At 65.7% G+C, this 12683-nt stretch carries 10 protein-coding genes; 1 reads left to right on the top strand and 9 read right to left on the bottom strand.

Annotation, left to right across the window (positions count from 1 at the left end; translation table 11 throughout):
* Positions 1-3: 3 nt before the first annotated feature.
* Genes AC0J5K_RS03835 through AC0J5K_RS03845 form a run of 3 tightly spaced genes read right to left on the bottom strand, consistent with a single transcriptional unit; the run spans position 4 to position 3091 of the window.
* The gene (locus AC0J5K_RS03835; RefSeq protein ID WP_048530126.1) at positions 4-885 is read right to left on the bottom strand and encodes a carbohydrate ABC transporter permease; all 882 of its coding nucleotides are present in this window, start codon (positions 883-885) and stop codon (positions 4-6) included.
* On the bottom strand, positions 885-1784 hold the full coding sequence (locus AC0J5K_RS03840; RefSeq protein ID WP_274565584.1) for a carbohydrate ABC transporter permease: 900 nt from the start codon (positions 1782-1784) through the stop codon (positions 885-887). The genes AC0J5K_RS03835 and AC0J5K_RS03840 overlap by 1 nt, the downstream gene beginning before the upstream one ends.
* Positions 1785-1843: 59 nt before the next feature.
* Entirely contained in the window at positions 1844-3091 is a 1248-nt protein-coding gene (locus tag AC0J5K_RS03845) for an ABC transporter substrate-binding protein (protein ID WP_211568828.1), read from the bottom strand.
* Between the two features lie 262 nt (positions 3092-3353).
* On the opposite strand from AC0J5K_RS03845, the gene AC0J5K_RS03850 reads away from it, so the two are divergent.
* Complete coding sequence (locus AC0J5K_RS03850; RefSeq protein WP_074834516.1) at positions 3354-4397, top strand: LacI family transcriptional regulator; 1044 nt, start codon at positions 3354-3356, stop codon at positions 4395-4397.
* Positions 4398-4511: 114 nt separating this feature from the next.
* Here AC0J5K_RS03850 and AC0J5K_RS03855 read toward each other — a convergent pair whose 3' ends face one another.
* The 6 genes from AC0J5K_RS03855 to AC0J5K_RS03880 form a co-directional block, all read right to left on the bottom strand.
* The gene (locus AC0J5K_RS03855) at positions 4512-6038 is read right to left on the bottom strand and encodes an aldehyde dehydrogenase family protein (RefSeq protein WP_074834518.1); all 1527 of its coding nucleotides are present in this window, start codon (positions 6036-6038) and stop codon (positions 4512-4514) included.
* A 3-nt stretch (positions 6039-6041) separates the two neighbouring features.
* On the bottom strand, positions 6042-6809 hold the full coding sequence (locus AC0J5K_RS03860) for an enoyl-CoA hydratase/isomerase family protein (RefSeq protein ID WP_274565583.1): 768 nt from the start codon (positions 6807-6809) through the stop codon (positions 6042-6044).
* Positions 6806-8377 carry an acyl CoA:acetate/3-ketoacid CoA transferase gene (locus AC0J5K_RS03865; protein WP_274565582.1) on the bottom strand — a complete coding sequence of 524 codons (1572 nt, stop codon included), beginning with the start codon at positions 8375-8377 and terminating at the stop codon, positions 6806-6808. Before AC0J5K_RS03865 ends, AC0J5K_RS03860 begins: the two co-directional genes overlap by 4 nt.
* Complete coding sequence (locus tag AC0J5K_RS03870; RefSeq protein WP_274565581.1) at positions 8374-9378, bottom strand: Gfo/Idh/MocA family protein; 1005 nt, start codon at positions 9376-9378, stop codon at positions 8374-8376. Before AC0J5K_RS03870 ends, AC0J5K_RS03865 begins: the two co-directional genes overlap by 4 nt.
* Positions 9379-9517: 139 nt before the next feature.
* The gene (locus AC0J5K_RS03875) at positions 9518-11695 is read right to left on the bottom strand and encodes a hypothetical protein (RefSeq protein WP_274565580.1); all 2178 of its coding nucleotides are present in this window, start codon (positions 11693-11695) and stop codon (positions 9518-9520) included.
* A 107-nt stretch (positions 11696-11802) separates the two neighbouring features.
* Positions 11803-12588, bottom strand: a complete 786-nt coding sequence (locus AC0J5K_RS03880; protein ID WP_074834525.1) for a division plane positioning ATPase MipZ — start codon at positions 12586-12588, stop codon at positions 11803-11805.
* Between the last annotated feature and the right edge of the window lie 95 nt (positions 12589-12683).

Here is a 12683-nt window from a genome sequence, read left to right on the forward strand (position 1 = left end):
GGATTATCCTTTCACAGATCCGGCCATCAGCCCGCGGACGAAGTAGCGGCCGGCGACGATGTAGACGAGGAGGGTGGGCAGGGCGGCCATGATGGCGCCCGCGAAATGGACGTTGTATTCCTTCACCCCGGTCGAGCTTTGCACCAGGTTGTTGAGGGCCACGGTCATTGGCTGGCTGTCGAAATCCGAGAAGGAGGCGCCGAACAGGAAGTCGTTCCAGATGTTGGTGAACTGCCAGATCACGCAGACCACGGCGATCGGCCCCGAAGACGGCAGCATGATGCGGCGGAAGATGGTGAAGAAACCGGCGCCGTCGATCATCGCCGCGCGCACCAGTTCGGTGGGGAACTGTTGATAGTAGTTGCGGAAATAGAGCGTCGAAAAGCCGATGCCATAGACCAGGTGCACGAACACCAGCCCCGGCACGGTGCCAGCCAGACCCGCCAGCCCCAGCATCCGCGCCATCGGAATCAGCACCATCTGGAAGGGGATGAAGCAGCCGAAGAGCAGCAGGCCAAAGAGCACGGTGTCGCCGCGAAACCGCCATTTGGTCAGCACATAGCCATTGAGCGCGCCCAGCACGGTCGAGATCGCGACCGCCGGCACCACCATGACGATGGAGTTCCAGAAAAACGGCTTGAGACCCGTGGCCTCGACGCCGATCTGCGCCGTCGACCAGGCGCTTTTCCACGGCGCGACGGTCCATTGGTCGGGCAGGGACATCATCCCGCCGGCCTGGATTTCACTTAGCGGTTTCAGCGAGTTGACCACCATCACGTAAAGCGGCAGCAGATAATAGAGACAGAACAGGGTGAGCAGGGTGTAGATCACGAAGCGCGTGCCGGCCCCGGTGCGCACCACGGTTGCGGTTGCATTGCTGGACATCACTTCTTCTCCCTGAGTTCGGAATAGATGTAAGGCACCATGATCGCGGCGATCGCCATCAGCATGATCGTGGCCGAGGCCGCGCCGATGCCCATCTGGTTGCGGGTGAAGGTGTAGGAATACATGAAGGTCGCCGGCAGTTCGGTGGCCGTGCCAGGCCCGCCGCCGGTCAGCGCGATAACCAGGTCGTAGGATTTGATCGCCATATGCGCCAGCACCACGAAGGCCGACATGAAGGCCGGGCGCAGTTGCGGGATGACGATCCGGCGATAGAGCGCGATGTTCGACGCGCCGTCGATCTGCGCCGCTTTCAGCACCTCGTTGTCGATGCCGCGCAGGCCGGCGAGGAACATCGCCATGACAAAGCCGGAGGTCTGCCAGACCGCGGCGATGACGATGGTATAGATCGCCATGTCGCCGTCCTTGATCCAGTCGAAAGTAAAGCTTTCCCAGCCCCAAGAGCGTACCACGGCCTGCAAGCCGATGCCGGGATCGAGGAACCATTTCCAGGCGGTGCCGGTGACGATGAAGCTGAGCGCCATCGGGTAGAGGTAGATCGTGCGGATGAAGCCCTCGGCCCGGATTTTCTGATCCAGCAGGATCGCCAGCGTCAGGCCCAGCGCGCAGCAGATCACGATATAAAGCGAACCGAAGATCAGAAGGTTGGTAACGGCGGTGTCCCAGGCGCGGATGCGGAACAGTTTGGAATAATTTTCCCAGCCCACCAGATCGTAGGAGGGCAGGATACGGCTGTCGGTGAAGGACAGGTAGAAGGTGAAGATGATGAAGCCGTAGACGAAGATCAGCACCATCGCGAGGCTCGGGCTGAGAACGATTTTCGGCAGGGCTTCGCGCAGCCAGTCAGAACCGCCTCGGCGGGGTTTGGCAACCTGTGTCATGGGAGTCTCCGGGTGGCAGGGTGGGAAAGCGCACGCGGCGCTTTCCCGAAAGGTGCCGGTTACTGCGAGATTTCGACCGCAGTGACCAGCTCGTCGACGGCGGTTTCGCTGTCGTACTCGCCGTTGAAATGTGCGGTGATCACGTCATACATCGCGTTCTTGACCGCGGCCGGGTTGGCGTGGCCGTGGCCCATGGAGCCATAGAGGTTGCCGCTTGCCGCGGCCGCCTTGAAGTCTTCGTAGGCGCGTTGACCGCAGGCATCCAGCGCGCTGGCGTCAAGGTCGGTGCGGGCCGGAACCGAGCCCTTGACCTTGTTGAAGGCGATCTGGAATTCCGGCGACATGATCGCCTTGGCCAGTGCCGCCTGTTCATCCGACACGCCGTCGCCCTGGCTGAACATGGCGAACTGGTCCGAGTTGAAGGTCACCTGATCCTGGCTGCCGGGGAAGCGGAAGCAGAGGAAATCCTCGCCCGGCACCTTGCCGGCGTTGAGGAATTCGCCCTTGGCCCAGTCGCCCATCAGCTGGAACGCGGCTTCCTTGTTGATCACCATGGCGGTGGCCAGGTTCCAGTCGCGGCCCGAGAAATTGTCATCGACGAAGCCGCGCAGGGTGCCCATGCGGTCGAAGACCTCTTTCATCTGGTCCGAGCCCAGCGCTTCGGGATCGAGATCGATCATCGAGGCCTGGTAGAACTCGGGCCCGCCGACCGACAGCACCACCGCGTCAAAGAAGGTGGCTTCCTGCCAAGCCTGGCCGCCATGCGCCAGCGCGGTATAGCCGGCGGCTTCGGCCGCTTCCAGGGCGGCGACGAAATCGTCCCAGGACTGCGGCTCTTCGAGGCCGAGCTCGTCCATGATCGCCTTGTTGGCCCAGACCCAGTTGGTCGAGTGCACGTTGACCGGGGCCGAGACCCATTGGCCGTCATGGGTGGCGAACTTTTGCAGCGCCGCCGGGATCACTTCGTCCCAGTTGCCCTCTTCGGCGATCGGGTTGAGGTTGGCCAGTGCGCCCTCCTTGGCCCAGTCGGTGATGTCAAAGCCCAGCATCTGCACGGCGGTCGGCGCATTGCCAGAAGTCACCCGCGCCCGCAGCACGGTCATCGCCTGGGTGCCGCCGCCACCGGCGACCGGCATGTCCTGCCAGCCGATGCCCTGACCGGCCAGATCCTCCTTGAGTACGTTGAGCGCCGCGGCCTCGCCGCCGGACGTCCACCAGTGCAGTACCTCGACGTCGGCCGCCATCGCCGGAGCGGCCCCGAGGCCGACCGCCATGGCCGTCATTTTCAGTGTCTTCATCATTGTCATGATCGTTCTCCCTGTTGTTGCGCCCCTCCCGGGCAGCCATATTAAAACGTTACAAATCGCTTTTCCGTCAAGCTTTAACTTTTCATTGAACCTCCGCGATGCCGTGATGGGCGATTTAAGCCACTGTTATTATATTAAAATCTCAAGAGCATGTGTCTGTCAGAATTTTTTCCAGAAAGATTTCAGTTGAATCGTTTTAAGTTTGCCGCTTACTCTGAAACCGATTTCGTCGCCCGCTGTGGCAGTTCGTGAAGTGGATCCCATGAGCCCCGACCCCCGATTCGACCAACCCAGGCCAACGCTGCGCACGGTCGCCGAGCTGACGGGATATGCGGTGGCCACGGTGTCGCGGGCGCTGGCCGACGACCCCAAGATCGCCAAGAGCACGCGGAAAAAGATCGCCGATGCGGCGCGAAAGGTGGGCTACGTCCCCGACCGTGCGGCGCGGCGTCTGCGCACCGGGCGCACCCAGGTGGTGACGCTGCTGCTCAACACCGATCACGAGTTCCTGGGCTTTACCCACGAGTTCCTGACCGGCATCACCCAGGGTCTGCGTGGCACGGGCTATTCGGTCACGGTGGTGCCCGACAGCCTCGGGCCCGATCGGCTGAGCCCGGTGCGCACGATCCTGCGCAACCGGCTGGCTGATGGCCTGCTGTTCACCCGCACCGAAAGCTTCGATCCGCGGGTGCGGCTGTTGATGGAAGAGGGCTTTCCCTTCGTCTGTCACGGCCGGACCGAATTTGCCCAGCCGCACGCCTGGGTGGACTACGACAACGAAGCCTTTGCCCGGGTGGCCGTCGACCGGCTGATCCAGCGCGGCCGCAAGCGCATTCTGCTGATCCCGCCGGCCGAGGATTTCACCTTTGCCCAGCACATCCGCTACGGCTTTGTCTCTGCGGCCCGCGCCGCCGGCATCGATCATGAGGTTGTCTCTTCGGTCAATATCGACAGCCCCGGCGCCGAGATCGCCGAAGCGCTGCGTGCGCGGCTGGCCCGGCCCGATCCGCCCGATGGCTATGTCTGTGTCGGTGAGGCGATCGCCCTGGCCACCATGGGGGTGCTGGCGGATGCCGGTGTGGTGCCGGGCATTGCGGCCGACGTGGTCGCCAAACGCGCCTCGCCGATCTTCGACAACATCCGGCCGCGGATCGAGACCGTCTTCGAAGACCTGCGCGCCACCGGCCAGACCATGGCCGAGATGCTTCTGCGCAACATGGATGGCGAGCCGGCGGGCGGGCTTCAGCACCTCTTTCCGCCGGGCCCGGCAAGCTGGCAGGCGTCCGATGCCACGGTCTCGGCCTGAGCCCGCCAGGGGCGGGCAGGGCGGACGGGCCATCGCTGTTGTCTGTTCGCTATCGCACCACATCAGGGTCTCCATCAGCTTCGGTCTTGGCCGCAGCCACGTTTCCGAAAAATGTCAGCCTGTCTTTACCCAAGGCGCCCGGCTGCGCCCGATGCGCATGACCAGCGATTTCACCTCGAGGAACTCCTCGAACCCGTAACGTCCGATTTCGCGACCCTGCCCGGATTCCTTCATCCCGCCAAAGGCGAGTTCGGGAAAGCCGTCCATCCAGGTATTTGTCCAGACCGTGCCGGCCTGCGCCTTGCGGCAGAAGCTCAAGCAGGTGTGGACATCCTCGCTCCAGACGCCCGCAGACAGACCGTAGGCCGAGTCATTCACCAGGGCAACAGCCTCGTCGAAATCGCGAAAGGTGAGCACCGAGAGCACCGGGCCAAAGACTTCGGCCCGCGCGATCTCCATCTCTGGCGTGACCCCGCGCACCACCGTCGGTTGATAAAATTGCTGGCCCAGGCCCGGCACTTCCATCATCCCGCCGCCGAGCATGACCTCGGCGCCCTGGTCTCTGGCGGCCCGCACATAGCCGTCGATCTTTTGCTGGTGATCGGCGGTGACGATGGCGCCGACCTGGGTGTCGGGGTGCATCGGGTTGCCGAACACCACCTGCCGCGACAGCGCCACCACCCGCTCGACAAAGGCATCGGCAATGTCCTCGTGCACGATGATCCGCGAGGAGGAATTGCAGCATTGGCCGACGTTGAAATAGACGCCGAAGGTCACCGCATCGGCGGCGCTTTCGAGATCGGCATCGGGAAAGATCACCTGCGGGTTCTTGCCGCCCAGCTCCAGCGCCACTTTCTTGAGGCTGTCGCCGGCGGACTTGGTGATCAGCTTGCCCACTGCGGTGGAGCCGGTAAAGCTCACCATGTCGACATCCTTGTGGGTGGTCATCAGGCTGCCCACCGGATCGCCGTGGCCCAGCACGATGTTGCAGACCCCGGCCGGCAGGCCGGCCTCGTTGAGCAGCTCGCCCAGCATGGCGGTGGTCGAGGGCGTCATTTCCGAGGGTTTGACCACGCAGGTACAGCCGGCGGCCAGGGCAAAGGGCAACTTTTGGCTGAGGATCCAGAACGGGAAGTTCCAAGGCGTGATGATCGAGACCACGCCGATCGGTTCCTTCAGAACCACGCCAAGGATGTCGGCGCCCAGGGTGTTGTGGCTGTCGCCGTGGCTGGCCCGCGCGAGGCTGGCGGCATAGCGCCAGAGATCGGCCGCGCCGCCGCATTCGCCGCGGGCCTGGCTGATCGGCTTGCCGCTTTCCAGCGTTTCGATCACCGCCAGCCGCTCTTCGTTCGCCTCGATCAGATCGGCGACGCGGTTGAGTACGATGGCGCGCTCCTTGCCCGAAAGGTCGCTCCAGCACCCGTCGTCAAAGGCGCGGCGGGCGGCGGCGATGGCGGCTCCGGTCTCGCTGGCGGTGCCAAGCGCGGCGCGGCTGACCACAATGCCATGCGAGGGCGAGACGCGGTCGGAGGTGCGGCCATCGGCGCTGTCGTGATATTGCCCGTCGATAAAATGCCGCGCCACATAGGGCGCCTCGGGCATTGCCACGGTCTGGTCGGTCTGGATGGTGAGGTCGAGCATGACTTACTTTCCCGAGAAATCTGGTGTGCGTTTGTCGCGGAAGGCGGCGACGCCCTCGGCGCGATCGTCGGTGGCAGCGATGGCGGCGCTGCCCAGCGCCTCGACCATGGCGGCCCGATCCTCACCTTGGGCGGCATGGATCATCGTCTTGGCAACCTCGACCGCGCGCGGCGAGAGGGTGACGGCGCGCTCCAGCAGCGCCAGCGCCGCGGCGCGGGGGTCCTCGTCGACGGCGGCAACAAAGCCACAGGCCAGCGCCCGGTCGGCTTTGATGCGGTGCCCAAAGAGCGCCATCTCCTTGACCATCGGCTCGGGCAAAAGCCGCAGGAGCCGCTGGGTGCCGGACCAGCCCGGCACGATACCGACGCCGGCCTCGGGCAGGGCCAGAGCCGCCTTGGGGGCCATCACCCGCAGGTCGCAGGCCGCCGCCAGCTCCAGCCCGCCGCCGAAGGCATGGCCGTTGAGCACGGCAAGGGTCGGCTTCGACAGCCGCGCCAGCCGGTCAAAGATGCGGTGGCCGTCGCGTACCCAGTGGCGGGCGAATTCGGCCGGTGTCAGATCGCCCCAGCCGTTGATGTCGGCCCCGGTGCAGAAGGCGCGGTCGCCTTCGGCTGTGAGCATCACGGCAGCGATCGCTGGATCGCGCTCGATCCGCTCGAGATGCGTCGAGAGCGCGCCCAGCATTTCGACAGTCAGCGCGTTCATCTTGGCCGGGTTGTCGAGCCTGAGTTCGGCGATGCGGCCCCGTTGTTCGAACCGGACGCCGCTCATTGGCCCCATCCCATCGGCGCATCCGCCAGCAGTGACAGCGGCAGGGTGACGGCATCCTGGGCCACCCGGACCCGCCCGCCGGAGGCCGCGACGATATCGCGCGCGGGGTCGATGCCCGGCATGATCTCGGTGGCCACGAGACCCTGATCGGTCAGGCGGATCACGCAGCGTTCGGTGACATAGAGGATTTCCTGCTCTAGCTCCCGCGCGCGTTTGCCGGAAAAGGTCACATGTTCAACCGCTTCCACCATCTTGGTGAACTTGCCCGGGGCGGCGATCCGAATGCCCTGATCGGTCAGTTCGACCTTGGCGCCGGCCTCGAACCAGCCGGAGAAGACGATCTTCTTCGCCCCCGCCGTGATGTCGACGAAGCCGCCACAGCCGGCCGTCAGATAGGGTTTCTTGCCAAGTTTCGAAACGTTGACGTTGCCCTCGACATCGACCTCGAGGAAGGACAGGAAGGACACGTCGAAACCGCCGCCCTGGAAATAGATGAATTGCTGCGGCGAGGGCACGAAAGCATCGGCGTTGGAGGCGCAGCCAAAGGCGAAACCGGTCAGCGGCATGCCGCCCACGGCGCCCTGTTCGATGGCCCAGGTCACCGCTTCGGGCTGGCCCTCCTCGAGCAGGATGCGCGGCACCATGGCGCTGATGCCGAAGCCGAGGTTGGCCGACATGCCGGGGCGCAGCTCCATTGCCGCGCGCCGGGCGATGACCTTTTCGACACCATGTTCGGCCAGGGCAAAACTCTCCCAAGGGCGCATCACCTGGCCCGAGATCGCCGGGTCATAGGGCGTTTCGCAGGTCTGCTTCTGATCTTCGTCGATCACCACCAGATCGACCAGATGCCCCGGCACCCGCACATCATGCGGCCGCAGCGAGCCGCGTTTGGTGACCCGGCTGACCTGGGCAATCACCAGCCCGCCGTGATTGCGAACGCAGATCGCCTGTTCCAGCCCGCCCAGATAGGCGCCTTCGTGCTCATAGGTCAGGTTGCCGTGTTCATCCGCCGTGGTGGCGCGCAGGATGGCGACATTGGGCACGATATTTGGGAAATGCAGCCAGGTATCGCCATCGAACTCGACGCGCTTCACAATCGGCGCCGCGGCGCCCCGGTCGTTCATCGCGCAGCCTTCGCGGCGGGGATCGACAAAGGTATCCAGCCCCACCTTAGTCAGCACGCCGGGCCGCTCCGCCGCCGCCTCGCGGGTCATGTCAAAGAGGATGCCGGAGGGCACGTTGTAGGCCGCCACGCGGTCTTCGACGACCATCTTCCAGATCTCGGGCATCGGCTTGGACGAGGGGCCCGAGGGGTAAGAGCCGCCGAGAATCCGCGCCAGAAGCCCGTCCTTGGCAATGTGGTCGACGCCCTTGATGCCGTACATGTCGCCGGCGGCAATCGGGTGGATGGTGGTCAGGTCGCGCGGATGGCCCTCGCTGTCGAACCGCGTGCCGATGGCTTCGAGCATGCGGTCGGGGCAGCCCAGCGCCGATGAGGACGAGACGGTGACGACAGCGCCGTCGGGAATGCGTGCCGCCGCCGTTTCGGGGGTGACGATCTTGGTCATGAGGCTGCTCCGTAATTGAGGCTCTGGCGGGTGCCGCTCTGTGCGGCGTCGCGCATCGCTAGCGCAATCATCAGCGATTTCAGCCCGTCGGTGCCCGAGGCGCTGGCCTCACGACCGTCACGCGCGGCCGCTTCGAACCGGCGCACGGCGGTCTCGTAAAGGCTGGTCGTGCCGAAGGGCAGGGCGCTGCGGCCCGCGGCGGTGATCAGCTCCAGCGCGCCTTTCGGATCCTGCGCCATGACATCCCGCGCGATCAGCGAGCCTTCGGTGCCATGCACCTCGAGCCCCGACGTGGTATGCGGGTGGGTAAAACTCTCGTGGCTGAACACCATTGCGCCCGAGGGCATGCTCCAGACCGACATGGCGCTGTCTTCGACACCCTGGCCCATGCCCGAGACGGCGGATTCGGCGATCACCGATGCCGGGTCTTCCTGCAACAGGAAGCGTACGGTATCGGCGTTGTGCACGGTGATGTCGGGGATCACCCCGCCGCCGGCCGCTGGATTGTCGAGCCGCCAGCCGCGCAGATGCTCGGGCAGGTGCACGGCATGAAAGACCCGCAGCGACAGGATACGGCCCAGCCGGCCCAAGGCGATGGCCTCGCGAATGGCACGGTGGCTGCCGGCGTGGCGCAGGTGGTGATTGACGCCGAGAGTGACACCCGCGGCGCGCGCGGCGGCGATCATTTCCGCGGCCTCAGCGACACTCAGGGCCAGCGGCTTTTCGCAGAGCACATGCTTGCCGGCCGCGATCGCCGCCATCGCCTGGGCATGGTGCTTTTCGTTGGTCGAAGAGATGTAGACCGCCTCGACCGCCGGGTCCTCCAGCGCGGCGGCCAGATCGGTGCCGCTGTGCGGAATGTTGTGGCTCTGCGCATAACGTCTGGCGTGATCCTCGGAACCGCTGACCACCCAGCGGACCGTGCCACCCTGCTGCGCGCGCAGCGCGCCGATCATGTATTGGCTGGCGATCGTACTGGCCCCGGAAAGTGCCCAAATCACGCTCTGTCCTCCTGTTCGTTGGAACGTTCCATATCATTAGTGGAACGTTCCACATCGAGTCAAGAGGTTTTCCGGTTTCCCGCCTTCGCGGGCGCCTGTTTTTCGGCAGGGGCCAATGCCGCATTGGCGCGGCACCTGCTCAGAACGGGGTGCGTCTTATCCGCCCGACCGAGGTGAAAAGCCGCAAGCGCGTGGCGGTTCGCGGCGCGCTTGCGATTTCCAGCGCCGCGCTCTGATCGATCCTGACCGTCGTTCCCGCCGCGACGTCCAGCGGCAGCGGGGTGATCCCGATCCGGACCGTCCCATTGACGAAAAGCCCGGTGGCATAGACGCTGATGAGCCTGCCGTCCGGCGCCGCGATATCCAGCCTGTCGCCGGCGTTGATATCGTGCCAGGGATCGCTCAGCGCTTCGATCGGAAGCCATTGCGCGCCGGCCTGCGCCGCCGCCCGCGTGCGCGTGGCAAAGACCTGCCCTTCGGCAAAGACCGCCGGCCCGCCTCGGTCGGGCGGCCCGGTGCGGCGCTCAGCGGTGCCGGCAAAGACTGGTCCCTCCAGCCGCCCAAAGGCGTGGTTCTGGCTGTGGATCAGCCCGTCGTACCGATGAATGCGCCCGGTCCAGCGGCCTTCGCCCCCGAGCGCGTAAAGCGCCTTTCGCGCGCCGGTCAACCAGCAATCGCCCAGATCGACCCGACCGCGGAACTGGCGCAGGCGGATTGCTTCGAGCGTGCCCCGCACCGCCGCGATGCTGTGGCCCTCGCAGGTGACGTTGAGCTCGCCATGGCGCTGAATGGCGATGTCGGTGCCGGGATAAGTTTCGAATTTCGACGTGCCGGTGCCCTTGTAGAGCACGCCATAATATTCCGTCTCCGGATCGGGCGCGATCTCGATCGCGGTCTGGTGGCCCACCCGGATCGGCGCGCGGTTCACCCGCCCGCGCTGGGCCGGATTGGCAAAGGCATCCGAGACATCGCCGACCCCGATCCAATAGGGATGGCTGACCCCGACATGCTCTGCCCGGCCGACATCAGCCCCGGCCACGGCGGCCAGTTCCCAGCCCTTGGTAAAGCCATGTGTCGCCCGGTCGATCGGGCTGAGAAACTCCAGCGTCACATTCTCCGGGTGCCAGGTTTCGGTCAGCGGATAGCCGGCTTTGTCGAGCGTCTCGCGCCCGGCGGGCGGCCGGTAACGGCCGCTCCAATGGGCCAGAAACAACATGTTGCTCGGCGTGTTGGTGCGGCCGAATGTGCCGACCTGAAACACCGGGCTGTCGATCCAGCCGACTGCGGCGGTCAGGATCGAGGGGTCGCTGTCGACATAACGGTCGTTCTCGTCGCCCCGCACCGAGGCCGCACGGCACACTCGCGCCCGCAGCCGGACATCGCGCCGGCGCGGCTGGGCCTCGGTGGTGTAATAGCCGGTGATCGCCCCGGCCACGACGCCATTCTGTCCGCGGTTCGCCGGTTTCGAGCCGTAGTAGCTGTACCGTCCGATGATCCGGTCACCCTCCCAGGCGGCCCCCGAGGCCGCGAGGTTCAGGCCGCATTGAAAGGTCTGGAAATCGGTCCAGAGCACGCCGCTGTGCCGCCATTCGGCGGTCAGGTCGAACTGCCGGCAGATGTCGATATACTGGCCCGCCTCCGGCCGGTAATGTAGCACGCCGCCCAGCCCGTCGGGGGACAGCTCGATCTCATAGTCGGCGGGCGACAGCTCGACATGCACCTGCTCGGCCAGCGCGGCGCGGTCCAGCCCGGGGTCATGGCGCAGCGCTGCAAAGACCTCGGCACGATAGAGCGCGACGCGGATTTGCTCGGGCCGCTCTGCAAAGAAGGGAAAGGCCCAGCGGTCCTCGCGGCCACCGGCCCGGACGCGGCTGTAGCTGCGCACCAGGTAATCGCCTTCGGCCCGGCAGCGGCCGGCGCCCTGCGCGCGGGCATAGCGATCGGCCAGCAGGAAGCCGTTGATCGCATTGCTGCCGCCCGCGCGCAGCGGCCCGTAGACGGCGCCGTTCAGCCCGTCGAGGTCGCCCTCGCGCAGCTGTCGCCAGCGCAGGTCGGGCAGGGCGCCGAAATGCTCCGGCCGGGGGGCGCCCAGCGGCACCACGTCGGCCATGTCGGGGATCCAGCGCGCGCCCGGTTGCCAGAGATAGCCAATGCCGCCGGCGGTAAAACGCTGGCCCGCGTCCAGCCGGCCGCCCGCCGCGCGCCAGGCCCGGGCGGCGTCTCTTGTGGCAAAATCCGGCGCATCGCCGGCGGCCCGCGCCGGGCGCAGGAACGGCGCGGTGGCGGCGGCGGTCAGAAATCTGCGGCGGTTCAGCATCGGCAGGCCCTTGAAGGTCTCGTCGCCCCAGCTTGCCTGCCTGAGCGGCGCGAGAGAACCCCGCCACGGGCGCGATCACCGCGACGTGAGCGCTCCGCCGCCTGTGGTCAGAAGTTGACCGCGACCCCGGGCAGGTTCAGCGCCTTGATCAGCTCGCGCAATTCCTGCCGCGCGGCGATATTCGACATGTTGAGCTGGCGCACCCCGGCATCCTTGAGATCGAGCAGCGTCAGCCCGCGGGGAAACAGCTCGCGAAACACCACCCGTTCGGAAAATCCGGGTGCGACGCGAAAGCCGATCCGCTTTGACAGCTTCTGCACCGCCTGTTCCATCTTCATCTTGTTGACCATCTGCTGCGCGCCCACCCGGTTGCGCAGCACCACCCAGTCGATCGGCTTGCCGCCGGCGACGGCGCGCTCCTGGCGGGCGCGCCAGACCATCTCGGAATAGACCGATGGCCCGGTGATCTTGTCGCCTTCGGTGTCGATATGGGCCAGCAGGTCGAAATCGACGAAGCTGTCGTTCAGCGGCGTCACCAGGGTGTCGGCCAGCGAATGCGCCAGCTGGCTCAGCCGGGTGTGCGAGCCGGGGCAGTCGATCAGCACGAAGTCGCAGACCGGTTCCAAGGCCGCGAGCGCGCCGTGGATCTTGGCGTCTTCGTCGCCTTCGGTGGCCGGCACGTCGTGATATTGCGGTGTCGGCAGCGCCAGCCCGGCCTCGGCCATATGGCTCAGCCGGTTGTGCATGTAGCGGCCGAACGTCTTCTGGCGCAGGTCGAGATCGACCACGCCGACGCTGTGCCCGATCCGCGCCAATGCGGTGGCCACATGCATCGACACGGTGGATTTCCCCGCGCCGCCCTTTTCATTGCCGACAACGATCTTGTGCGCCATGGGTTAGCCTCTCTGCCCTGACACCTGCTGCTCTGAGTGGCCGCTTATTCCCATCAACCCGGAGCACGTACAAGAGCCCGCGCGGGGTTTTTCGC

It is taken from the genome of Marinovum sp. E3 (assembly GCF_055755275.1).